This is a genomic window from Clostridium amylolyticum (genome assembly GCF_900142075.1).
Lineage (GTDB): Bacteria > Bacillota > Clostridia > Clostridiales > Clostridiaceae > Clostridium_AA > Clostridium_AA amylolyticum.
Map to the genome: position 1 here is coordinate 203,245 of NZ_FQZO01000007.1, position 23,749 is coordinate 226,993.

General features: G+C 31.9%; 23 protein-coding genes. 5 read left to right on the top strand and 18 right to left on the bottom strand.

Annotated elements, in window-relative coordinates; all coding sequences use genetic code 11:
* Nucleotides 1-488 precede the first annotated feature (488 nt).
* Entirely contained in the window at nt 489-2,228 is a 1,740-nt protein-coding gene (abc-f, locus tag BUA82_RS15855) for a ribosomal protection-like ABC-F family protein (RefSeq protein ID WP_073010453.1), read from the top strand.
* A gap of 205 nt (nt 2,229-2,433) precedes the next feature.
* On the opposite strand, the gene BUA82_RS15860 is transcribed toward abc-f, so the two are convergent.
* The gene (locus BUA82_RS15860) at nt 2,434-2,712 is read right to left on the bottom strand and encodes a hypothetical protein (RefSeq protein ID WP_073010456.1); all 279 of its coding nucleotides are present in this window, start codon (nt 2,710-2,712) and stop codon (nt 2,434-2,436) included.
* A gap of 84 nt (nt 2,713-2,796) precedes the next feature.
* Between BUA82_RS15860 and BUA82_RS20770 the strand changes: the two genes are divergently transcribed.
* Nucleotides 2,797-2,973, top strand: coding sequence for a hypothetical protein (locus tag BUA82_RS20770; RefSeq protein ID WP_178140753.1), 177 nt, complete (start codon nt 2,797-2,799; stop codon nt 2,971-2,973).
* Here the strand turns inward: BUA82_RS20770 and BUA82_RS15865 are convergent, their stop codons facing one another.
* From BUA82_RS15865 to BUA82_RS15905, 9 genes are all read right to left on the bottom strand, one after another.
* Nucleotides 2,974-4,620 carry a hypothetical protein gene (locus BUA82_RS15865; protein WP_073010459.1) on the bottom strand — a complete coding sequence of 549 codons (1,647 nt, stop codon included), beginning with the start codon at nt 4,618-4,620 and terminating at the stop codon, nt 2,974-2,976.
* Between the two features lies 1 nt (nt 4,621).
* Nucleotides 4,622-5,413, bottom strand: a complete 792-nt coding sequence (locus BUA82_RS15870; RefSeq protein WP_073010462.1) for an ABC transporter ATP-binding protein — start codon at nt 5,411-5,413, stop codon at nt 4,622-4,624.
* A gap of 89 nt (nt 5,414-5,502) precedes the next feature.
* Nucleotides 5,503-5,958 carry a hypothetical protein gene (locus BUA82_RS15875; protein WP_073010465.1) on the bottom strand — a complete coding sequence of 152 codons (456 nt, stop codon included), beginning with the start codon at nt 5,956-5,958 and terminating at the stop codon, nt 5,503-5,505.
* Nucleotides 5,959-6,148: 190 nt separating this feature from the next.
* Nucleotides 6,149-7,927: an ABC transporter ATP-binding protein gene (locus BUA82_RS15880; protein WP_073010619.1), complete on the bottom strand. Its 1,779-nt coding sequence runs from the start codon at nt 7,925-7,927 to the stop codon at nt 6,149-6,151.
* A 55-nt stretch (nt 7,928-7,982) separates the two neighbouring features.
* Nucleotides 7,983-9,719, bottom strand: a complete 1,737-nt coding sequence (locus tag BUA82_RS15885; protein WP_073010468.1) for an ABC transporter ATP-binding protein — start codon at nt 9,717-9,719, stop codon at nt 7,983-7,985.
* Between the two features lie 162 nt (nt 9,720-9,881).
* Nucleotides 9,882-10,781 (bottom strand): GNAT family N-acetyltransferase, encoded by a 900-nt coding sequence (locus BUA82_RS15890; protein WP_073010471.1) that lies wholly within the window; start codon nt 10,779-10,781, stop codon nt 9,882-9,884.
* A 39-nt stretch (nt 10,782-10,820) separates the two neighbouring features.
* A complete protein-coding gene (locus tag BUA82_RS15895) occupies nt 10,821-11,276 on the bottom strand; it encodes a hypothetical protein (RefSeq protein ID WP_073010474.1) in 456 nt (151 codons plus the stop codon).
* A 142-nt stretch (nt 11,277-11,418) separates the two neighbouring features.
* Nucleotides 11,419-12,180, bottom strand: a complete 762-nt coding sequence (locus BUA82_RS15900) for a class I SAM-dependent methyltransferase (protein WP_073010477.1) — start codon at nt 12,178-12,180, stop codon at nt 11,419-11,421.
* Nucleotides 12,181-12,291: 111 nt separating this feature from the next.
* Entirely contained in the window at nt 12,292-13,089 is a 798-nt protein-coding gene (locus BUA82_RS15905) for a M55 family metallopeptidase (RefSeq protein ID WP_073010480.1), read from the bottom strand.
* A gap of 536 nt (nt 13,090-13,625) precedes the next feature.
* Between BUA82_RS15905 and BUA82_RS20775 the strand changes: the two genes are divergently transcribed.
* Nucleotides 13,626-13,787, top strand: coding sequence for a hypothetical protein (locus BUA82_RS20775; RefSeq protein WP_178140744.1), 162 nt, complete (start codon nt 13,626-13,628; stop codon nt 13,785-13,787).
* Nucleotides 13,788-14,398: 611 nt separating this feature from the next.
* Here BUA82_RS20775 and BUA82_RS15910 read toward each other — a convergent pair.
* From BUA82_RS15910 to BUA82_RS15935, 6 genes are all read right to left on the bottom strand, one after another.
* Nucleotides 14,399-15,370: a MerR family transcriptional regulator gene (locus tag BUA82_RS15910; RefSeq protein WP_073010483.1), complete on the bottom strand. Its 972-nt coding sequence runs from the start codon at nt 15,368-15,370 to the stop codon at nt 14,399-14,401.
* 163 nt (nt 15,371-15,533) lie between these two features.
* Entirely contained in the window at nt 15,534-15,986 is a 453-nt protein-coding gene (locus BUA82_RS15915; protein WP_073010621.1) for a GNAT family N-acetyltransferase, read from the bottom strand.
* Between the two features lie 360 nt (nt 15,987-16,346).
* Nucleotides 16,347-16,859: a hypothetical protein gene (locus BUA82_RS15920; protein ID WP_073010486.1), complete on the bottom strand. Its 513-nt coding sequence runs from the start codon at nt 16,857-16,859 to the stop codon at nt 16,347-16,349.
* 97 nt (nt 16,860-16,956) lie between these two features.
* Nucleotides 16,957-17,418: an NUDIX hydrolase gene (locus tag BUA82_RS15925; protein ID WP_073010489.1), complete on the bottom strand. Its 462-nt coding sequence runs from the start codon at nt 17,416-17,418 to the stop codon at nt 16,957-16,959.
* 69 nt (nt 17,419-17,487) lie between these two features.
* A complete protein-coding gene (locus tag BUA82_RS15930; RefSeq protein ID WP_073010492.1) occupies nt 17,488-18,123 on the bottom strand; it encodes a hypothetical protein in 636 nt (211 codons plus the stop codon).
* Between the two features lie 114 nt (nt 18,124-18,237).
* Entirely contained in the window at nt 18,238-19,107 is an 870-nt protein-coding gene (locus tag BUA82_RS15935) for a LysR family transcriptional regulator (RefSeq protein WP_341430544.1), read from the bottom strand.
* A gap of 115 nt (nt 19,108-19,222) precedes the next feature.
* Between BUA82_RS15935 and BUA82_RS15940 the strand changes: the two genes are divergently transcribed.
* Together BUA82_RS15940 and BUA82_RS15945 are read left to right on the top strand one after the other, a co-directional pair.
* On the top strand, nt 19,223-20,545 hold the full coding sequence (locus BUA82_RS15940) for an MATE family efflux transporter (protein WP_073010499.1): 1,323 nt from the start codon (nt 19,223-19,225) through the stop codon (nt 20,543-20,545).
* A 230-nt stretch (nt 20,546-20,775) separates the two neighbouring features.
* The gene (locus BUA82_RS15945; RefSeq protein ID WP_073010502.1) at nt 20,776-21,651 is read left to right on the top strand and encodes a helix-turn-helix domain-containing protein; all 876 of its coding nucleotides are present in this window, start codon (nt 20,776-20,778) and stop codon (nt 21,649-21,651) included.
* Nucleotides 21,652-21,738: 87 nt separating this feature from the next.
* On the opposite strand, the gene BUA82_RS15950 is transcribed toward BUA82_RS15945, so the two are convergent.
* Together BUA82_RS15950 and BUA82_RS15955 are read right to left on the bottom strand one after the other, a co-directional pair.
* The gene (locus BUA82_RS15950; RefSeq protein ID WP_073010505.1) at nt 21,739-22,077 is read right to left on the bottom strand and encodes a magnetosome magnetite crystal formation protein family; all 339 of its coding nucleotides are present in this window, start codon (nt 22,075-22,077) and stop codon (nt 21,739-21,741) included.
* A gap of 356 nt (nt 22,078-22,433) precedes the next feature.
* Complete coding sequence (locus BUA82_RS15955; RefSeq protein ID WP_073010508.1) at nt 22,434-23,546, bottom strand: PQQ-dependent sugar dehydrogenase; 1,113 nt, start codon at nt 23,544-23,546, stop codon at nt 22,434-22,436.
* Nucleotides 23,547-23,749 lie beyond the last annotated feature (203 nt).

Sequence of the window (23,749 nt, forward strand, 5' to 3'; positions counted from 1 at the left end):
CAACTAAATACTATTTTATATTGTAATATTGTTTAATTGTTTAACAATTAACTTTAAAAATATATAACGATTAATATCGTTTACATTTTCAATATAGCACATTTTTTTCGTATGCACAATACACCTTTTGAATATTCTTAATATTTATATATTATTTATCATCCCCCCTTGATTTTCATAAAAGTTCTGTTACTATATAAGTTGATACAATTATCAAATAATATTAATATGAGGTGTGCAATGTACAATTGTTTTTAACTGTGAGTAATTTAATAAGCTTCTTTAAAAATGCATGGGATAGTTATGCACTTTTTTAATAGAGGCGACAGTTAAAAACTAGTACTATTAAAAGCACGTGGGTTAAGAGCATATATTTATATGCTTTATATATTTGCCTATTAAGCTGCAGTTATTTTAAAGTACTGCAGCTTTATTTTTTTCTGTCGTCTCTTTCATTTCATGCTAAAAGTAGAAATGGAGATGATTTTATGAATATCTATTTTGATGATTTAACTAAGGACTTCCAAGGAAAAATAGTTTTTGAAGACATATCTGGCAGCATAAATAATAATGAAAAGGTTGGACTTATTGGCTCCAATGGAGTAGGTAAAACTACCCTTGCAAGAATTATAGCTGGTATGGAAAGCTATGAAAAAGGCAGTATAAACTATTCTCCTTATGGACTTAAAATTCAATATCTTAATCCTAATGATTTCAACTTTGAAACAATAAAGGTTAGTGAGTATTTAAGTCCTTTATCAAAGGAAGATAATAAACTTTTAACCGATACCCAGGTAAGAATAAAAAAAGCTCTTTCTCAAGCTGGTTTAGAAGAAGATATTTTAGCAAGGCAAATTAATTCCTTAAGCGGAGGAGAAAAGACCAAAGTAATGTTGTGTAGAGCAATTATAGATGACTTTGATCTTTTGATATTAGATGAGCCCACTAATCATCTAGACTTAGAAACTCGAGCCTGGCTGGAGGGCTTTATTAAAGTTCTTAGCAAAACAGTGCTCATTATTTCTCATGACAGGTACTTTCTTGATGAAGCAGCAACCTGTATATGGGAGCTAAACAAGGATGAGCTTAAAAGCTATAGCGGAAACTTCAGCTCTTATAAGCTGCAAAAAGAAAATGAAACAAAGAATACTATAAAAGAATATGATAAACAGCAGCAAAAAATTAAAGAGCTGGAAAGGAATATTGCCCTAAGGAAAGAATGGTATGATAAAGCCCATAAGGCTGCAGGGCAAAATGACTTTTGGAGATCAAAAGCAAAAAAGCAGGTAAGCATAATGCACGCTAAGGAGAAGGCTCTAGAAAGGCTTGAAGATAATAAAGTAGAAAAACCTAAAGCTGATGCAGCTCCAGCCTTTGATATAATAAATAAAAATCTAAGCAGCATAAAACTGCCAAAATATCTAATGCGTATTAATGATTTGCACAAAAGTTTTGGAGAAAGAGTTCTTCTAAAAAATGCTTCATTAAACCTTATAAAGGGAGATAAGGCCGCCATAATAGGCAAAAACGGCTCCGGGAAAACTACCTTGCTTAAAATGATAAATGGTTTAGATAAAAACTATTCAGGCTCAATATCCATAAATCCTTCTGTGAAAATTGGATATTTCGCTCAAGAACTAGAAACCTTGGACCTTAATAATAGCATATTAGACAACGTGCTTTCGTCGCCTTTTACAATTTCAGAGGTAAGGCTCCTTTTAGCTTCACTGCTATTTAAAGGAGATGATGTTTTTAAAAAGGTTCATAGTTTAAGCATGGGTGAAAAAAGCCGCGTTGCTTTTGCAAAGCTTATGCTGTCCCAAGCCAATGTTCTTTTACTGGATGAGCCCACTAACTACCTGGACATAGTATCTAGAGAGAAAATAGAAGAAGTACTTCAAGGCTACAAAGGAACTATCCTTTTAGTGTCTCATGATAGATATTTTATAAATAATATAGCAACCAAAATATTTGAACTAAACAATGAGACCATTGTAACCTGGGAGGGAAACTTTAAGGATTACACAAAAAATAAAAACACTCCTAAGGATAGCAGTAAAGACCTCTCCCTAAAGAGCGTTAAAGAAGAAATATCAAAATTAGACCTAGAACTTGCTTTCTTAAGCGGAAAACTAAGCGAAGCCTCAGATGAAGATGAGAAAGAAAAATTGAATAATAGGTTTTTAGAAGTTTCTAGACTATTAAGGGGATTAAAGGATAAAATTTGAATTGATTTAAGCAGATTAAAGGAAGTCCGAGGAGTTCCTTTAATTCAAAAATATTCAGTAAAGCTTTTTGCATTTATCCGATAGCTAACCGCTCCTAATCCCCCCACTTATTCAATTGGCGGAATAATGAGCGCTAAGCTCCTGGATAAGTTCTTCTAAGCTTCAGCTGGAGTAGGTATTCCTTATAAGTAAATTCCATCTGAAGCTAAGAATCACTTGATTCTTGATATCTGTATATATATACCCACTTGAATCCATAGGAGTTTGCATAAAATGCAGGAATAATGGGTATGTTAATCATCCTTGGTTGCTCCAGCATACAAACATACTTTTCCCCATCTATTAGTACAACGGGTTCCATGCCTTCATGGAGAATGGTTAAATCTTTGTTTTCTTTTTTGCAATACTTAATTAACTCATCGGTAAATTCTCTTTTAGTTGTTATAGGGTCGTCGGGTTCAAAAAAATATGCATACTTTTCCATTTTATTGTCCCTCCTTTAAATAAAAAGTTAATAATATTTATAATTTAGCAGATAATATTTATATATTATCTGGAGGTGTTTAGTATGAAAAGAAGAAAAAGTTATACCCTTTCAAAAACTGAGTCAAATCTTAAAGGTAGTAATAATGAAATAACTCAAGGTTCAGATGTGAGAAGTGAACCCTTTCCTTTTTCGGAGGAAGAAAACTCTACTAAGGAAAAGTTTCACTTTGGTGCTGTAGATTCTAATGAACCTCTTTAATTAAATCCCTAGTTTTTCCCAAGGGATATTAAATGATTTTCTCCAAAATACCAGGTTTAAAATTACTAGTATTACTCCTAAAATATATATTCCAAAGGGAATCAAGGTGCTGGCATAATGGGCTCCAGCGATGATACCAAGGACAATTAGCAGCGGAAACATCTTCATACCTTCTGTTTGTTGTGCTGCTTCAAAGGCTTCAGAGAAAGGCAATGCTTGCCTGAATGATTTAAAGCATATAATGGTAAACAAAAGTACTACTAAAAATACCACTATAAGATCTGGAATTATCCTTGTTCCAAATATTACTATAAATATTATGCTTTCTAGTAAATATATAGGGAACATTAAATTTACTATGAAGGCTTTTAGTGTGCCTTTGAATATTGGAGCAGAATTCTCTATAGGAAGAGTTCTATATATCCACGCGCCTTTATATTTTTCAGAATATCTCATCATCATAATTATTGTGGGAAGCATTAAAGCAGTAAAATATATATTTAAGTAGCTCTTTCCTGCAGCTACTTCAGCAAAACTGCTGCCTCTAGAGGAATTCATTATAAAAATAAATGGGAATATCAGTGAAAATCCTAAAGAAGGATATACCTTAAGTTTAAAGCTTCTTTCATTTTTCATCATATCAGAAGCGAACCTAAAAAATACTCTTTCTTGCTTATCTCTGCATATAATTTTTGCTATAAAGTCTGAAAGCTTTCTATTTGGCTTCTCTGCTTTAGAAGCATTATTATTTAATTTCTGAAGGTTTCTTTCAAAAGCAGGTATAAGCTTTATATATAAAATTATAGAAATTATAGGTACTGCTAAGGCTAATATTGAAAATATTATAAAATGTGTATTAGTATTTTTATTTATTATAAGTTCAAAAGGTGCTGCAAACCACATAGGAGGTAGTAAATACTGCCACCACTTAGGATTAAACACTATTTTTAAATCCACTACATCAAACAATCTTCCTAAAAACTGATATCCTATGGCCATGGCAATGGACAATACTATTTGTACATAGTTTATTATGTCTTTTAACTTTTCTCCATCAAAGAACTTTAATATTAATAGATAAATAAGAGCGGTAATAACCACCACAAATAGATCTATAAGTATTATTTCTAATAAGAATATTAAAAAGAATACAGGTCCTCTTCTAAATAAAGAGGCTATTAAAGCTGGTCCTGTTATGGCAAAGGTTATAAAAAACATATATATAAATACATGTATTGCTTTTGCCACACTTAAGGTTTTGCTTTCCACTGGCTTAGATGCAATAATATTTTTATCTCTGATATCCAAAAGTACAGAAGAAAAATCTGATATTAATGAGGTCATTACCATAAACATCATTATGGCGAATACTATGCTCATCATGTATATATATTTATCCCCTATAAGTACCATGGGTATTAAGAATAGCCCCATGATAACATACATAATTAAGGATTTTAAAAACATATTACGATCTTCACTATCGGGTTTCTTTTTTGTGTTGTTGCTGATTATGGTAGGTACTCTTCTGCCATCCATAATAAGTTTTACCCTCAGTATGCTTCTCATTATATCATAATCTATTCCAAATTTTTCAAATGCCCCTCTAAACTTGTCCAAAATTTTTAAAGCCTTAAAGTCCTTCATCCTATAACACTCCTTGTACTACAGCTGCAAATTCCTCTGCTAAAGCTTTATGTTGATTAAATCCTGTAAGGTCATTGAAGATTTCTTCTAAGGAGCCTTCCTTAGACTTGTGCTTAAGATCTTCAAAGCTTCCATCAGCTACAATTTCTCCCCCATTTAAAAGTATAATTCTGCTGCTTATCTTTTCTACCACATCCATGATGTGAGAGGAGTAGAATATAGTCTTTCCTTGAGCTGCCAGCTGAGCTAATATCTCTTTAACTATCATTACACTATTAGCATCCAAGCCACTTAAGGGTTCATCTAAGAATAATATGTCTGGGTTATGCAAAAGACTAGATATTATTAAGACCTTCTGCTTCATACCTTTAGAAAAAGAGCTTATTCTTGAATCATAAACCTCTTCTATGGAAAATACCTTCATAAGCTTTATAGCTTTGCTGTCTACTTCTTCATAGCTTAAACCATATAACTCACCTATAAAGGTTAGATATTCCCTAGCTGTAAGGTTATCATATATCTCTGCAGTTTCAGGCACATAACCTATCTTTCTTTTATATTCTACACTGGCATTTCTTATATCCTGTCCAAGTATTTTAACCTCTCCAGTATATCCTTCTAAAAGTCCAAGCATTATCTTAACTGTAGTACTCTTACCTGCACCATTTGGTCCAATGTATCCTATAATCTGCCCTTTATAAACCTCTAAATCTAATCCTTTCAATACCTCTTTTGTAGCATAGCTCATTCTAAGGTCTTTCATACTTATTGCTATTTCATCTTTAAAATCCATAAAATCTTCTGCTCCTCTCTAAGCACCCTGTGCTGTTGTTTTATATTAATATATTCAATAGATACTATTTAATTATATCCTGCATGTCTTTAATTGATTTGTAACTGAGCTTCCTTAGGCAAATTTTCTTTCAGAAAGGTTAAAACTTTTTCGTAATCACCATTTTTAAAATAAAATGTTTGCTCCATAAAATCACCAAACAACTTAACTTTTACATCCTTTGAACTAGTTACTATAACTTTTTCAATTTCATTCCAGGATATAGTCTCTTTGTATCTATACATGGATACAAAACCCTTTGAGTTAATTCCTTGTTTAATCCACATGCATATATAGGTAGAGCTTGCTAATACTCCTACTATATAATGAATCCACTTATTGCCGTAAAAATATGTAATACTTATTAAAATTATCACACTAATCAGTACAAAAATAATTTGTATATAACTTTTTCTTGTGGGTATTATTAATTTCTTTATATATTTCAACTGTTTTAAAAGAAGCACAAGTAAAAGTATTGGAATAATAATATCAAAAATTCTCATTAACCCCTCTCCCTTTTATAAGTAATTTTGAATTCTATTATTTAACTTATATTTTATATAAGTTATGCTTTAATACTATTATATATAGTAAATTTATAGTCTATAATACATAGTCTGCAAACTATACACTTTTCACTACCAAAGGTCGGGAATGTTAATTTAAAGTCAATGTTTTTCAAGGACACCATCACTAAATTAGGTTTCTTGCCACTAGGTCTTCGTACTTACCTTGAGCTTTGATATTTCCTTGGTCTATGACCATGATGTTATCTGCGTCGCGTATGGTGCTGAGCCTGTGGGCTATGATGAAGCTGGTGCGTCCTTTCATGATATTGAGCATAGCTTTTTGGATATTTAGTTCAGTACGGGTGTCTATGCTGCTAGTGGCTTCATCCAGTATTAGTATGGATGGTTTAGAAAGTATTGCCCGAGCTATAGCTAAAAGCTGTCTCTGTCCTTGGCTTAAATTACTGCCGCTTTCTGAAAGTACGGTGTCGTAACCTTTGGGAAGTCTGTTTATGAATACATCAGCATAGGCCATGGCTGCTGCTTTTTCCATTTCTTCGTCCGTAGCTTCTGGTCTTCCGTATTTTATGTTTTCTTTTATGGTGCCTGAAAAAAGATAGGTGTCCTGAAGCACTATACCAAAGGTTTTTCTTAGGCTGTCTCTAGAATATTCTCTTATATCTTTTCCATCAATTAATATTCTTCCGGAGGTCACATCGTAGAATCTGGTTATGAGATTTACTATGGTAGTTTTCCCCGCTCCTGTAGGTCCTACTAAAGCGGTATTGCTGCCTGCTGGGGCATAAAAGCTTACGTTTTTAAGTATTGGATTTTCTTTATTGTATCCAAAGGTTACATTTTCAAAAATCACTTCACCCTTGGGGCTTACAAGTTCTTCTGCTCCTAGTATATCTTTTTCCTCTTCCTTTTCATCTAATACTTCAAATACCCTTTCAGCTCCTGCTACTGCAGATTGAAGGTTATTGAAGATGCTGGCTAAATCATTTAATGGCCTTGAAAATTGTCTCGAATATATTAAAAAGCTGGCAATGCTACCTACAGTAATCATGTCTTTTACCGCAAGTATTCCGCCTACTCCTGCTACCACTGCAAAGCCTAAATTATTTATTACATTCATTAATGGCATTAGAAATCCTGACCATATTTGAGCTTTGGTGCCCACCTCAGAAAGCCTTGAGTTGATTTCATGGAATTCCTTTATGGTTTTATCTTCGTAATTAAAAGCTTTCACCACCTGAATTCCAGAGATATTTTCCTCTATATGTCCATTTAACATACCTAATTCTATCTGCTGGCTCTTAAAAAGAACCTTAGTTTTTTTTGCTATGGTTTTAGTAAGTAGAAATACTAAAGGAACGGTAATAATACTTGCCAGGGTAAGGATAGGACTAAGCTTTATCATCATTATTAAAGAACCTATTACTGCTATGGAACCTGCCATAAGCTGAGTGGTAGATTGCGAAACCGTACCGCTGATATTTTCAATATCATTGGATAATCTACTCATTATGTCCCCATGGCTATGGGTATCAAAAAATGATACTGAAAGCTTTTGAAGCTTATTAAACACTGCACTTCTAAGATTTTTTACCATGCGCTGGGAAACTCCAGCCATAAATAATCCTTGAAGGAAGTTTAACAAAGCACTAAAAGCGTAGGCTGTAATTAGAGCTAACATAATGAACTTAAGCCTAGAAAAATCTCCCCCTATCTTTAAATAAGTCATAGCTTCTATAGCTTTTCCTATAAGGTATGGTACAGATAAGGTTAACAAGGAATCTACCAGTATAAATATAAATATTAAAAATAATACTCTTTTATCTTTGCCAAAGTATGCCCATAGTCTCTTAAGTGTCCCTTTAAAATTCTTAGGTTTAATCACCGGTGCCATATTTCTATGACTTCCAAACCTTCCTGCTTTAGGACCTCCTCCCATTCTCATACCAGCAGGGCTAAAGCCTTGACTTTCGCTATTTCTATTATTTTCATTTCCCTCTTTAACCATGCTGTGTCATCTCCTTACCCACTTGAGATTTATATATTTCTTGATATATACCGCAGGAATTTATAAGGTAATCATGGGTTCCCATGCCTGCTATTTCTCCATTATCTAGAACTATTATCTTATCTGCCTCCATGACGGAACTTATCTTTTGGGCGATAAGAATAGTGGACAGATTTTGAGAGTATTTCTTTAAAGCTCCCCTTATTCTAGCTTCTGTAGCTGTATCCACTGCGCTGGTGCTATCATCTAAAATAAGTATTTTAGGTTTTTTAATTACTGCTCTAGCTATGGATAGCCTCTGCTTCTGACCTCCAGAAAAGTTTACCCCTCCCTGCCCTACCATGGTGTTGTATCTTTCGGGCATATTTTTTATAAATTCATGGGCATCAGCAATTTCCGCTGCTCTTTCCACCTCTTCTAAGGCGGCATCTTCTTTGCCCCATCTTATATTTTCTGCCACAGTACCAGTAAAGAGCACTGATTTTTGAGGCACTACGGCTATATTTTCCCTGAGAACCTTTATGGGCATATCCTTTACATCTATACCTCCAACTTTTACTATGCCTTGGCTGGCATCATAAAATCTGGGTATTAAATTTATAAGAGAGGTTTTTCCTGAGCCCGTAGAGCCAATTATTCCAATAGTCTCCCCAGGCATACAAGTAAAAGTAATGTTTTTAAGAACGGGATCGCCTTTTGCCCCTTCATAGGAGAAAGATACATTATTAAAATCTATTCTGCCAGATATGTGATAATCTTCTGACTTATCTTCTTTTATTTTCATAGTATTTTCTTCATTAAATACTTCTTCAATACGTTCTGCAGATGCCCTGGCTCTTACAAACATAGTGAACACAAAGGAGATCATCATCAGTGAAAATAATATTTGAGTCATATAATTAATAAAAGCTATTATTTGTCCTACTTGTGTTTCTCCGCTGTTTACCTTAATTCCACCTAACCATAAAATAGCTACTATACCCAGATTTACTGTAAGGGTTATCCCTGGGGAAAATATAGCCATAACACGCATAGCGGTGGTAGATACCTTTGCCAAATCCTCATTCCTTTTCCCAAATCTTTTAACTTCGTAATCAAAGCTATTAAAGGCTTTTACTACCCTAACTCCAGATAAATATTCTCTAATTACACCATTTACCTTATCTAGGACCTTCTGCACCTTTATAAAAAATGGGTACCCTACTTTCATATTAGTAAAGATAATTAAGCTCACCACAGGAACTATTATGAGTAAAATCCATGACATACCTGGATTAAGACGCGTAGCCATAATAAGGCTACCTATACATAGAAGAGGAGCCTTAACAAATATCCTCATAAGACCATTAACAAAAATTTGCACTTGGTTTACATCGTTAGTGAGTCTGGTTACCAAGGAAGCTCCTTCAAAATTATCTATATTTTGAAAAGAAAATCCTTGTATCTTCTTAAAAAGGTCTAATCTAAGCTCTGCTCCAAACTTCTGTGACACCTTACTGGAGATTATATTTCGTCCTGTAGCTGCTAAGGCTCCTAATGCTGTAACTAAAAGCATTAGCCCTCCTAAGCTTAGGACATAGTGCATATCCTTCTTTGCTACCCCCACGTCCACAATCTTTGACATTATAGTGGGTTGCAACAGATCACAGGCAGTTTCAAAGGTTAAAAACCCTACTGCTGTTAAAAAAGGCTTCCAATATTTATCTATATATTGTTTTAAGAATTTCATTATGTCACCTCATACATATTATAAAATCCATAGTGAAAATATTAAGTATGCTTATGAGTAATTTGCATATATCCTATACCTAAATTTGTAATATAATTATATCTTATTTTCTATATATATCCAAAGGTCAAGGAAATTACTCCTTGACCTTTATTTTTATTACTAATTGATTCTGTTTTTTCTATAGAAGGCTAATTCATTAATCTCTTTAAATCCTACTGCTTTATAAAGATTAATAGCAGAATTTTTACTGTTTACACATAAATTTATCTCTTTTATTTCTGGAAATGTAAATATCCAGTTTATAGCTTTATTAATTAGCTTAAAGCCTATACCTTGTCCTCTATAAATTTCATCTACTGCAAAAAACTCTATGGAAGCCTCACTAAATTCAGGATCAGCTTCTACATATATATATCCTAAAAGCTTTTCCTCTTTAATAGTAACAAATACTTTTCTAAATTGGTTTAGTCTTTTAATAATTCTCTCTCCTGAATAATATGCCTTCTTAAAGGTGTTATTATGCAAACTCACCATTTCTTTATTAAAAGTATCATTGATTTCAATTATTGATTCATCACAGTCATAATTAAAATCTTTTTTTGTTAGCTTTAAGGTTTTAAACAGATTATCCTTTTCAGAGAAAGTGAAGTTATTTTCTTCAGCAAAGGAAATACATCTTTTATTTTTAACATTAATGAACATGTGATAGTTCTCTATGCTTTCATGAGCTTCTTGAAATAAGCTATTCCATAACATAGTAGCTATGTCTGACCATTGTCTCTCTTCTACATTTTCTATAAAAGGTCCCCAAAGCTCTCCATTACCGCTTTCTAGATCTCCATCTACACCCATAACTCCTACAAGTTTGTTTTTATATCTAGCTATGAAAAACGGACTACTTTCTCCCTCTTCTTCTATGTATTCTCTTAAGGCTTCTTCTACCTCTTTTTCATCTTGTCCACAATATCCTATATGGCTTGTACTATCTTTATTCAATTTACTCAAAAAAGAGGAGACTTCTGAAATATCCTCTTTTTCAACCTTGTACACATTAATCATTCTCTTCTCCCTTTTAAGCATTACAATAATTTTAATATTCTATAGTTTTACCTTACCTAACTCTTCATCCACAGCTTTTTGAATTCTACCAAAGGATGTTTCTTTGTCATCAGCTCCTAAAGTAACAAAGCTTTTTGATAAATCCTCCACTGTACTTTCTAAAAGGGTCATGAACTGAGTGTAAGCAAAATTGAATTTAGCATCTTCCTCATTATTACCGAAAACACTAAATATAAGCTGCTCTATCATTTGATCCATGCCCCAAAGCTTTAAATGAAGTAATTCATGTATAATTAAAGCTTCTAAATTCGTCTGCTTAGGGTTAAAATTATTTACCATTAAAACAGCTTTTTTATCATCCATGTCTATTTTAATATCCCCTGTTTTTCTCCACTCTTTGTCCACTATTTCATATTTTATATCCCAATCTCTTAACCTTAAAATATCCTGCCATTTATTTAAATACTTTTTTAATTCATCTTCTTTGACAAACATCTCTAATCCCCCATTAAACTTACACAATTTAAACTATAATTTTAATTTTTATATTAATTCCTCTAAGCTTATTATAATTTTTATAGTTATATCACCAATAAAAATAAATATATAATTATTATTTTTTTACATTTTGACTCTTTTATTTCATTTTGCAGTAATAAACCTCAGTTTCATATTCTAAAACTACTTTTCCATTATCATTATATTTATTAAATATATTTTCAAGTTCTACCATCATAGGCACAAAGTCCTCATGATCTTCATTAGGCATATAGGAAAAGGAAGCTAATTCCCCTTTTAGCCTTTCAAAGTTATAATGTTGAGAATTTGAAAAATCTTTTTTATTCAAAGCTCTACTATTAAAAAACTTAGGAACAACGCAGTCATGAGTTTTTTCAATTTCCATTTTTCCATATCTTTTTATAAAATTTAAATATTCACCCATAAATCCTGTGTTTATTCTTTTACGTTTATTCCATAACAGCACTAAATAACCTTCTGGCTTAAGTATCTTCAAAAACTCTTCTTTAGTTGGTTCAGGCTCAAACCAATGGAAGGCTTGTGCGGCAACAATAACATCAATGGATTCTGCTTTTAATGTAGTGTTTTCAGATGAACCATCAACAGAATGAAAATTATTATAACCTTGAAGTAGTCCTTCTGCTGCTTGTCTCATATCTCCGTTAGGTTCCACAGCATATACAGTGTTTCCATTATCTAAAAACAGTTTAGCTGAAATTCCTGTTCCTGAACCTACATCTGCAATAATAGAATCTTTGCTAAGCCCTATAGCTTCCTGTAGAAACTCAATTATCTCCTTAGGATAACTAGGTCTATATCTCACATAATTATGAACACGACTGCTAAATCTGCCTTTTGGATCTAACTTTTCTAACTCCATATTATCCTCCATACTTGTATATAATCTCCCCTTTTAGAGTTGATTAATTTTAATCTAAATTTATACTCTTTTTTCTTGGTTCTCCAATTGCTTCTTTTTTGAAATGAAATCTTAGGTTAAAAAATGGAATAGTCTTAGGACTTCGTAGTAATCATGGGTGCTATAAGCTATTACCTTAGGGCTAATCAATTTTGCCCCTGGATAAAAGGAATTTCTAAAAGCGGTTTCATGATTTTTGTAGGCTATTTCTACTTCAAAGCCCTTTGGCAATTCTATTTTACATAAGCTATAGTCACCTTTAAGGACATCTTTTACCTTAGCTTTAATCTCCTTAACTGCCTTCTCAGGATGAATGCTAATGGTGGATTTACCTATACCTTCTTTTACTGAAACAGTTGATATGTGGGAATTAACTTGGTTAACTTCTTCTGTTAAACCTTTATCTCCACTTAAAAACGCTACGGGTACCCCATGCAAAGCAGCAGCATAAGCATTAATTAGAAACTCACTGGCATATGTTCCATTTATCTTAATATAATCTAAATCGGTATCTAAGGTATGAGCTAGTGGACTGTCTCCACTACCTGCTCTGGAATGATACCCTATAAATAGCGCCGCATCATAGCTGCTATCTAAACCGCTTACCATACACATAGGCTCTCCTGCCCAGCCTCTCTGAATTAGTACCTCTTCTGGTAACTCATTAATATCAATGTTCCTTGCACTGTCATGGGCATCTTTTATATAAATTTCTGAAGCCCCAGCTTCAAAAGCTCCTTCACAAGCAGCTTTTACCTCTTTGGTCATCTGCTTTGCAAAATCTCCATGATCACTATGATTTTTCTCAGTTTCACTCCAGCTGGTGACCCCTGTTATCCCTTCAATATCTGCACTTATATAAATTTTCATAAATTATCTTTAATGAGAAAACGTATAACCAACACGCAAACTCATTAAATACTCACTCCCTTTCTTTTTATATTATTAAATAATAGGTAAGAACTAAGAGTGAAGAGTTATGGATAAAACTCGTAGAGTTTTTTATAATTAATTTGTTGGTAAGTAAGAGCTAAGAGCTAAGAAGTAATAGTTGTGGTGAAAATTCAGTCTTGCTGAATTTTTTCAAAAACTCTTACTTCTTACTTCTTACTCCTTACCTTTTACCTATTTTCTTACTTCTTACTTCTTACCTAAATAATTACTTATCCCTTTAATTATAACATATTTTGTAAACATGCTATTACTTATGATACTATTCAGCGTAACTATTTTAAATGAGGTTTTTCCATTTTATTCTTGTGTATATATTCTACATAAATATGGTATAATTCTAAAGTAATATTTTGAAATCCGTAGTAGGATGGCTACGGGGGTTTTGAACGTTTTATCCTCCTTATGGGCTATTGGTGAATTATTTCACTGTAGCTTAGGAGGTGGTATTGGATATGTTTGATACTTTTATAAAGTGTATATCAGTTGTTTATATAATTAGATTAATTCTAAAACATAATCTTTTTATAGATCATTTAAAAATTAAGATTAAATTTCTTGGTCTTGATATAGAAGTTAAAAGCAAAGAAAAAAGTGCTCCATCCTCACAAGATTAGCACCTTTTCTTAATTAAACTTATTAATTTCATCCAATAGCCCTAAAACAAAATAAATGTTCTAAGGATTAGATTAGTGTTGACGCACTAAGTTTTTCTTATTTATATTATATCAAATCTTCATAAAAAATAAACCTATATAATTTTTTATTTTAAAAATTTTAATTTCAATAATATAAATTAGAATTTATAGAATAGATAAGAAGTAAGAGCTAAGAATTAGTAGTTGTGGTGAAAATTCAGCCTTGCTGAATTTCTTCATTAACTCTTACTTTTTACCTATTAGTTCTTACCTAAATAATAAATTCTTATTTACCTTATACTTGAAAATCTGATTTTCATTTATTTGAGCTCTTTTAATTGTAACATATTTTGTAAATTCTTACTGCTAACCTTATTATATTTTATTACTTGTAATATGGTATTTTCCACTGTAAAGATAGCCTCAAGCAAGTAATTTAATGTTACTATTTACAGCAGGTATATTCTTAATAGCAATGTTAACATTTACACTCTGTGAAAGTTCCAGTGGGAAAATCAAAGATTTTGACTGTCACTTTTATTTTTACTTATAGAAAAATCCGAAAAAATATAATGTGAGAACATAGATATTTATTTTGCCTTTATGGGTGTAAGCAAATCAAGCTGAATAAACTTTGCCACTTTTTCGTTACCTGCAAAATATGAATATGCATTGAGGTGTTCTTCCAAGCAACCACCCATTCCAAATGGCTCGCGCGCGTCATATTCATATTCGGTGCTGTTTTCAACCCATTTACTAAGAAGCTGCCATTCATGAAAATCGCCCATTTTGATGCAATGTGCGGCATACAATCCACCGTCAAAATGCTTCTTTTGAAGCGGTGCTGGCACATCTAAATCTTCGGGTATGGTTACCCAAAATTCATATCCATATGTTTCGTTACCCTTTGGAGATGGATTATTAAATCCAAACATCCTCAAATCGGGTTTGATTTTTTGGAGTTCAATTTTTTTGATAAACTCATCCAAAGATTTGATGGCATTATCTTCAGGGTTTTTACCAAAATAGTGACTTGCTGCAACAGTACATGGAGGCAGATAAATAATACGCACATTCTTTAAGGTTGATAAAGTTTCATTTGCTTTATTAAGGTCGTCCATTGAACGTTCCTCCTTAAAATTAATTTTAGAAAGGCTGAGTGTTTGAATGACACTCATAATTTCAACATCGTCGAACATGTCCAGCTTGACATTGGTATGTGCAGCTGTGTTTAATCGTGTGATGAACATACGTAAAATATCCCGTATGGTTTGAAGCGCCGATATCTCATCATCAAGCTCATTCATGCTTTCATGAAACACTTCCACAATTTTTGTTTGCTCTGGACACTCTAAAATCAAAGCAATCTTTTTTAAGGAAATACGCAGTTTTCGTAATGTAAGTATCTGTTGTAGACGTCTTACAGCAGACTGGTCATACACTCGATAAGCGTAATCTTCCATGCGAGTGCTGGGTAAAAGCCCAATTTCATCATAATACCTGAGCATTCTTGTGGAAACATCAAAGGTATTAGCTACCTCACTGATTGTCATCAATTTCATTCTCTCTCCTCCTCTCTAAAATCATTGTAATGGGCGACACGACGTCAAAGTCAATGGTTTTTTAAAGATTATATAAATAACTTTACTAAATACCTAATAGCAAAAAATCATGACAGGAATACTTGCAAGAAGTACTAGAATCTATAAAAACTACAAAAAATTATTATTTTAAAATCCATTCATATATACACTTTTGTGTTTCCCCATTTTGATACATCTCATTATGTGGCGGCAAATCTACTATCTCCTTAAGTTTAAGGCCTGCTTTCTCACAAGTCCTTCGAGATGGAAAATTATCTGGATTACAAGTTATTATTAATCTATCCATTCCATGAACAATGGCTATCTGTTTAATGATCTTACAAGCCTTTGATGCATAATTATTACCTCTATAAGATTTTTCAATACTATAGCCAATATGACCACCATAATATGTATTCTCATTATATCCAATACGAATATCAATATCGCCTATACTATCCTTTGAATTGTGCAGAGTAATCTTATATTTGTATGCAGGTACATAACCTTTCTCCTCATTAGAGGGTGTTTTATCTTCTATTATTAAATCAATCTCACCATCTGTTAAAAGGTCAAAATTTTTAAATTCAAACATCCCTATTCCCATCCTTTATCTCATCATATCCACCAATTATTTCCCCTTACTTCTTACCTCTTACCTCTTACTTCTCACTTCTCACTTCTCACTTCTTACCTCTTACTTCTTACTTCTTACTTCTTACTTCTTACTTCTTACTTCTTACTTCTAAGTATATCACTTCCACTTAAATTAAAAGATATTTCTACAGGGATCTTTGATTTAGAAAAATTAAAGGCACTTGAAAGATACTTCGTTTAGTATTCTTTAATAAGTTATTATTAGAATAAAAGTTAGGGTACATCCATAGATTTTTTGATAATCTCTATGCATGTACCCTTTTCTCTCACTCATACACAAAAAAACAGAATTAAATATTTACTTTGGGAAAAGTACTTCCTTAAGGCTTATATTAATCTTATCTGCCATCTGGTTTAGATTGTCTAAATATTCCTTAGATCCATTGGCGGATTTGTAGGCTTGTGAAGCTAGTACCAGCTTTTTAAGGTTGGATATATACTGATTATGGATTATATTACTTTCTTCGCTGTGCTTCAAGGCCTCAGCCTGCTTTTCTAGCTTTTGCAGGTTTTCTACATTCTTAGGTATATCTTTATCAGCTTTTATTTCTTTTATGGCTTCATAGACTTCTTTGTTGATACTTCCCATTTCTTTAAAATATGCTATATCCACTTTATATCTATTTACTTCATAACTTAAAGGTTTCTGCGCTATAAAGATATTGTATAAGCTTATTCCTAAGGTAAATATTAAAATAAGGGATATAACGAATCTCAATACTCCTTTTAAGAATTTAAAGGCAAAATATAAAATAACCATAGCTATGAGTAAAATAATTATATTTTCTGAGTTTAATCCTGGAAAAGTCATGATCATCATCTCCTCTAAATATATAGTGTAAATTTCCGTGTTTATAATTATATATGCTTCTAAATCCTCCAATCAAGTAATTCTTCTTATATTCTCTCTACCTTTTAAACTTCTCTCGAAACACTTCAATAAATTTTCTATGGCTCCTTACCATATTCTCTGGTAGCTTATCTATATTAATAAATTTAAGCTCTAAACCTTCAGTTTCATCCATGTTGATATTTCCACTTACTTCCTCTGTATAATAAGCAGTGGTGACAGAGTAAAACTCATCCCCATTATCAAGCTTTAAGAAATATTCAGGTCCTGAAAATATATCTATAAGATTTAACTTACCAACTGTTAAGCCTGTTTCCTCAAAGACTTCCCTCCTGGCTGTATCCTCTGTAGATTCTCCCAGCTCCATTAATCCTCCGGGCAGTCCCCAAACTCCATAATGAGTAGTCTTTCTCTTCTGCAATAATATATTTTTATTTTTATCTATAATAATCACCGCTGACCCCAATAGTATCAGAGGCATGTGTCCCACTAATTTTCTTAAATCCTCCACATAGTTCATTTGTGCTTCCTCTCATTTCTTAATGTTATTGTTTTGAATATTATTACTATATCATATTATGCTGTGAAATTAATTAACACTAAATGTCCCCTCATTTTTAGAGGTTAATCTAAATTTTATGTTGTACCATTGGGAAAAGTACTGTTCTAAAGTACTATATTCCACTGCCACCATGAGATTATTATTTTTTGTTCTTTTCAAATCATTAATAGAGTCTATTTTAGAATAGCTGTTCACTGCTGTAATTTTATTTATTTTAATATTTTCATTTTTCAAAAGATTTTTTGCAAAACCTACCGCCATAGTTTCTGAGTATATCTCATTAGACTTTGTTGCAACTTCATAATTCATTTTGAATTCACGCTTACCAGTATATTTACCCCCAAAAGCCTTTTCCTTACATCCTATAGGAATAACTTCCATGTCAGTATTCTTTAATACATAATCTATCTCTTTATCATCATATTCTATTTCTGTATAAAGCTTTATCTCCATCATGGAGTAAGAAATAGGAATATCTTTCCCTAAATTAACCCTGGTAGTAAATAAATACTTATTACCCTCCAATAAAGTTCCTGTAACCATAATATCTTCCTTGGTTTCTTTTAAGTCATAACCTTCACTTTTTCCTTCCTTAATATAAATTATTGTCCCAGTAATAATTATACTAATACACAATGCTATTAGGTTGAATTTTTTCTTCACTCTAACTCACCCTTTTTAAAATAGTAACCTTTATCAAATTATACCATTTTTACCCTTTAACATATGCATTAATCGAAAAATCTTTTATTTAGAAAAACACATAATAACTTTAAGTTATTTAAACATTTTCAAAAAGTTTTTCGCTGCAGCTGATAGGAATCTATCCTTTGCTGAAACTATGGCGATTTGAGTATAAAGGGATGGTTCATCTATTATTTTGTATTTTAAATTTTGACCCATTATAAGATTTAATGAGGATATTGGAACAACTGCAATACCAAGTCCAGAATTTGCCCATAAAAGGGTTGTACGCGAATCATCATTAATACAAAATACATTGGGTTCAAAGCCAGCTTTTTCGCAGGTGGAAATTATTAGTTTTTCGAATCTTCGATAAATTGTAATAGGTTTTTCCTTTAAATCAGTAATAGAAATTTTGTTACTTTCATTATGAATTTCATAGTCTAAACTATATGCCGCAATCATAGGTTCTGGTTCTAAATACATTACATCTAACCCCTCAGCTTTAAATGGTGTTCTTACAATGCCTATTTCAATTATTCCTGCATATAATAATTCTATTATTTCCGGAGTTATACCTTCATGTAACTCATATTTAATTTCAGGATAATTTTTATTATAGTAATTAAGTCTTCCATTTAACAGCGTAGAATCTATAGCAGATATTGTACCAATTCTTAAGGTGCCTTGTAGCCCCTTATTAAAGTCTCCTAGCTCTTTATACACTGATTGTTCAAGTTCCAATATGTGATTAGCTTTGTTTAACAATATTTTTCCTGCATCAGTTAAAGTTATCTTTCTTGAACCACGTTCTATTAGTTTAACTCCAAGCTCATCCTCTAACATCTTTAATTGATTGCTAAGTGCAGGTTGAGCAATGTGTAATTTTTTTGCTGCAGCAGTAATATTACCTTCTTCAATTATGGTTACAAAAAAAGTTAATTGCTTTATATCCACTTTCATCACCTCACAAACTATATAAAAAAACATATAGTATCTATAATAAACTGGTATTTTTATTATAGTATATTCTTTGTTATACTACTATGGACTAGCTTAATTTGAGGTGAGTTTAATAATGAAGGATATGACAAAAGGAAATCCAACGAAAATCATTCTTTTTTTTGCCTTTCCAATGTTATTGGGAAATATATTTCAACAATTATATAACATGGTGGACTCCATAGTAGTGGGGAAATTTGTAGGTAAAGAAGCCTTAGCTGCAGTAGGATCTTCCTTTATGCTAATGAACTTTTTTTCTGCCATAATAATAGGTTTATGTATGGGAACCTCTGTGGTTTTATCACAGTATTTTGGTGCAGGAGATTATACTAAGCTTCGCAAATCCATTTCCACAGCATTTATATTTATGCTGCTGCTAACGATAATAATGTCCCTAACTACAATTATCTTTACAAAGCCAATGTTAATTATTATGAAAACTCCAAAGGAAATACTTAATAGTTCTACCAATTATCTGCAGATAATTTTTGGAGGATTGATTTTTACATTTTTATTTAATTTTTCTTCTGCAGTGTTACGTTCCGTGGGAGATTCCAAAACCCCCCTTTATTTCTTGATACTAGCTTCCATTATAAATATTATTTTGGATCTCTTGTTTGTAATAAATTTTAATATGGGAGTTATAGATGTAGCCATTGCTACTGTAATAGCTCAAGGGGTTTCTTCCCTTTTATGCTTAGTTTATGCTTTTATAAAGCTACCTGTTATTAGGATTAAAGCTAAAGAATTTGTATTTGATAGAGCACTTTTTTCTATGATAAAGAAATACAGCTTACTCACTGCATTACAACAATCCATTATGACCTTTGGTATGGTATGTGTACAAGGCCTTGTAAATTCCTTTGGTACAGATACCATGGCAGCCTTTACTGCTGCAGGAAAAGTTGATTCTCTTGCATATTTACCGGTGCAGGATTTCGGCAACGCCTTTGCTACCTATGTAGCACAGAATAAAGGAGCAGGAAACTTTGAAAGGATAAAAATAGGCGTAAAATCTGCAGTGAGAACTATAATAGTATTTTGTATTATATCTTCTACTGTTATATTGCTTTCTTCAAAACATTTAATGCAGATTTTTGTAAGTTCTAACGAAGTTAAGGTAATCCATATAGGAATCCAATACCTATCCGTTATCTCTGTATTTTATGTATTAATTGGTTTTCTGTTTATGTTTTATGGATATTTTAGAGGTATGGGAAACTTAAAAACCTCCATTGTATTAACTATAGTATCCTTAGGAACTAGGGTTTCCATGGCATATTTCCTCTCAAGCTTTCCTAAAATAGCTGAGAAAGGTATATGGTGGTCTATTCCACTGGGATGGGCTCTTGCTGATATGTTAGGACTTTATATTTATAAACGTAATTCTCATCCCTAATCATTGAAGCTTACTCATATATTGGTAAAAAGATGGAGCTAACCTCTGCTTTAGCCCCATTTAGCCCTTAACATCATATAATAAAATAAATATGACAAAATCAGCAGTATAAAATTTACATAATCATATAAATTTATTGACAGCTTATACTAATTATATTAAAATTATTTCTAATACTTTAAAATATTACCATATTTACTTCATGTTTATTGCTAAGTATTAATCTTAACATGGAGGTGATTCTAATAGAAGAGTTTACAAAGACCATCTTAAAAGAACTACCTATAATCCTTCCAAAGGATTTTCCAATCTATGAATTTAATAATGTAATTATATTTAAGCCAAATTATATAATAAATAAACAATTTCAACTCAGCTGTTATCACTTTATTATTTCTTCTATGAATGCTAATTTACCAAATATTATAGTAGATAATAAAAAATGTGCAGTGGAAAATAATAAGATATTTTCCACTAATCCTGGTCAGGTTATCCTAGGAGTTGAGGAAAAAGTAGTAGAACCCTACATTTCCCTGTTTATACATCCAGATTTTCTTTCTGGTGTTTCAGAATTTATGTACGGTAAATCTAAGGTTTGTTTTGATAATATCAGTTCTATCTATAGTAATGATCTTATAAGCTATACAAGTCTTTTTATTAAGGAATTTCAGAATAAACACAGTGGCTATGAATTTATTCTTCAGAGTATTACCCTTCAGATAGTAATACATTTATTAAGACATTGTAAAAGCAATATTAAGCTTTCAGAGTTACAGAAAAATCACTCTAAAAAAGATAATATTAACAAAGTAATAGATTTCTTAAAATCTGCTTATAACTATGATTTTTCACTACAGCAATTATCTAGTATAGCCAATTTAAGCCCTTATCATTTCCTAAGGATATTTAAAGCAGAAACCGGTAAAACTCCCTATAATTATCTGATGGATATTAAAATTGAAAACTGCAAAGAACTTTTAAAAGGCAATCAATATTCTATTACTGAAATAGCACTAGCCTGTGGTTTTAATAGTCCAAGCCATTTTTCATCGGTTTTTAAAAAGAGGGTTGGCGTCACCCCCTCCGCTTATAAAGAAATGATTTAATAGCAAAAGATGTACGAGAAGATTGCCTTCTTGTACACCTTTTTATACTATTTTTGCACTGCTACTAAATTATTAATATATATGCTACTATTTTATGATCTCTATATTGCCTATAATAGGGAGCTTTTTAGCCTTACCATTGATTGCATTTATAATTCCTATTATACCTAATACGAATACAGCTAAATTACCTAAAGGTAAAATTAATAACCATCCAATGAAGGGTATTATAGCTCCTACTATATTAACTGCTAATGCAGCAAGAAATACTAACAAACCTTGATTTGTATGGAACTTAGCAAAAGGAGAATCCTTAGCTGCCAACAAAGGAATAAGGAATAAAATATAAGCCAATACCCCCATTACCTTATTTTGTTCTATATCCTCTTTAGTAAATTCAAAAACATTATTCTCTTTAACTTCCATATATATCTCCACCTTTTAATTATTTTTATCCTTAATATCAACTACAGGATATTGTTACAATCTTTTTTATATTATTATTTACCTCCTAAGAAATAAACTATCTATTAATAATGAATATTATCTAATATATAGATTTTATTAAAAACTCAGAACTATTACAATAAAGTTATTGCTATATTCTTTTAAAATATTGCTATCTTTACATAATCATAATCACTTTCATGCTGTGCAATTAATAAATATTTTTCAAATATATTATAGGTGGTCAAGAAAATAAATTCCTTGACCACCTATAATTATTCAATAAGCTATGAAATGATGAGTAATAGAAATTAGTACATAAAGTCCTAACTTCTCTAAATATCATTTTTTTTCAGATTAAGCCGAATAATTTTATCATCATATACATCTGGATTGCCTCTACCATCTCTATTACTTGTTGTCAGGTAAATTGATCCATCTTTCCCCTGAACAACGTCACGTAAGCGCCCATATTCATTTTTAAGCCATGATTCTATATTGTTCACTTCTGTTCCATTTTCATTAAGTGATATAGTAAGTAATTGTTGTCCACGCAAATTAGCAACCAATAATTTACCTTGCCATGGTCCTTGATTTACGAAGGCAATACCAGAAGGTGCCCAAGTATCTTCTCCACTGTGTACCAAGGGCTTTTGTATCATCACTTCCTTGGAGTCTTTATTCCCTTGAACCAGGGGCCATCCATAATTAGCTCCTGGTTGTATAATATTTATCTCATCATGGCCCGTCTGTCCATGCTCTGATGCATACAATATATTTTTTGAACTCCATGCTAGGCCTTGGGGGTTTCTATGACCTAAGCTATAAATCGGTGAATTAATAATTGGATTATCTTTAGGTATTCTGCCATCTAACTCTATTCTTAATATTTTTCCCGCTGTACTTGTGAGATCTTGTGCCAATTTAGAATTCCCTGCATCTCCCGTAGTTATATATAATTTCTTATCGGGGCCTATCTTTATCCTTCCTCCATTGTGAATTACTCCACCAGGAATTTTATCCAGAAGAACTCGTTCAACAGATGCATTATTATTATTTTCAACCAATCTAACAACACGGTTATAGATCTTACCACCTTGTGCATATGAATGCATAACATAAATATAATGGCTTTGTGAATAATTTGGGTCTAGAGCAATACCCATCAAGCCACCTTCCCCTTGGCTTACAAAAGGTGGACCAAAGGTAATGAGTGGCTGTAGATTAAGTTTTCCATTTTCAATTATCCTAATTGCACCAGATCGCTCCGTAAAATATATTTTGCCTTCATCACTTATGTCTACAGCCCACGGTACATATAAATTTTCAGCTACAACATCAATTTCATAGGGTAATTCCCTTGAGCTAATTGCATTTGCTTTGATATAAACCTTATTACCCTCCCGCAATATAATATCAGGTAAAAAATTAAAAATTATTCTTTTCATATATTTTTCCTCCATATTAAACAAATGAATATATGAATACATTTTAATTATATTACAATATATTTAGGTTAATGCTTAATTACCCCTTCATATCTTTCTATCTTTATAGATTGCTCTAATCCTCATAAAGTAATAATTAACCATTTTTATTCCATATCGTATACTATAATATCCTATTAACTTTATTTAATAATATTTTTGCT

Coding starts and splice junctions, on each gene's coding strand:
- BUA82_RS15885 (WP_073010468.1), bottom strand. CDS start 9,719: ATGAAATTCTTAAAACAATATATAGATAAATATTGGAAGCCTTTTTTA.
- BUA82_RS15910 (WP_073010483.1), bottom strand. CDS start 15,370: ATGAAATTGATGACAATCAGTGAGGTAGCTAATACCTTTGATGTTTCC.
- BUA82_RS15875 (WP_073010465.1), bottom strand. CDS start 5,958: ATGAGAATTTTTGATATTATTATTCCAATACTTTTACTTGTGCTTCTT.
- abc-f (WP_073010453.1), top strand. CDS start 489: ATGAATATCTATTTTGATGATTTAACTAAGGACTTCCAAGGAAAAATA.
- BUA82_RS20775 (WP_178140744.1), top strand. CDS start 13,626: ATGTTTGATACTTTTATAAAGTGTATATCAGTTGTTTATATAATTAGA.
- BUA82_RS15925 (WP_073010489.1), bottom strand. CDS start 17,418: ATGAACTATGTGGAGGATTTAAGAAAATTAGTGGGACACATGCCTCTG.
- BUA82_RS15880 (WP_073010619.1), bottom strand. CDS start 7,927: ATGAGAATGGGAGGAGGTCCTAAAGCAGGAAGGTTTGGAAGTCATAGA.
- BUA82_RS15940 (WP_073010499.1), top strand. CDS start 19,223: ATGAAGGATATGACAAAAGGAAATCCAACGAAAATCATTCTTTTTTTT.
- BUA82_RS15890 (WP_073010471.1), bottom strand. CDS start 10,781: ATGATTAATGTGTACAAGGTTGAAAAAGAGGATATTTCAGAAGTCTCC.
- BUA82_RS15955 (WP_073010508.1), bottom strand. CDS start 23,546: ATGAAAAGAATAATTTTTAATTTTTTACCTGATATTATATTGCGGGAG.
- BUA82_RS15920 (WP_073010486.1), bottom strand. CDS start 16,859: ATGACTTTTCCAGGATTAAACTCAGAAAATATAATTATTTTACTCATA.
- BUA82_RS15915 (WP_073010621.1), bottom strand. CDS start 15,986: ATGTTTGAATTTAAAAATTTTGACCTTTTAACAGATGGTGAGATTGAT.
- BUA82_RS20770 (WP_178140753.1), top strand. CDS start 2,797: ATGAAAAGAAGAAAAAGTTATACCCTTTCAAAAACTGAGTCAAATCTT.
- BUA82_RS15895 (WP_073010474.1), bottom strand. CDS start 11,276: ATGTTTGTCAAAGAAGATGAATTAAAAAAGTATTTAAATAAATGGCAG.
- BUA82_RS15945 (WP_073010502.1), top strand. CDS start 20,776: ATGGAGGTGATTCTAATAGAAGAGTTTACAAAGACCATCTTAAAAGAA.
- BUA82_RS15950 (WP_073010505.1), bottom strand. CDS start 22,077: ATGGAAGTTAAAGAGAATAATGTTTTTGAATTTACTAAAGAGGATATA.
- BUA82_RS15900 (WP_073010477.1), bottom strand. CDS start 12,180: ATGGAGTTAGAAAAGTTAGATCCAAAAGGCAGATTTAGCAGTCGTGTT.
- BUA82_RS15865 (WP_073010459.1), bottom strand. CDS start 4,620: ATGAAGGACTTTAAGGCTTTAAAAATTTTGGACAAGTTTAGAGGGGCA.
- BUA82_RS15860 (WP_073010456.1), bottom strand. CDS start 2,712: ATGGAAAAGTATGCATATTTTTTTGAACCCGACGACCCTATAACAACT.
- BUA82_RS15905 (WP_073010480.1), bottom strand. CDS start 13,089: ATGAAAATTTATATAAGTGCAGATATTGAAGGGATAACAGGGGTCACC.
- BUA82_RS15935 (WP_341430544.1), bottom strand. CDS start 19,107: ATGAAAGTGGATATAAAGCAATTAACTTTTTTTGTAACCATAATTGAA.
- BUA82_RS15870 (WP_073010462.1), bottom strand. CDS start 5,413: ATGGATTTTAAAGATGAAATAGCAATAAGTATGAAAGACCTTAGAATG.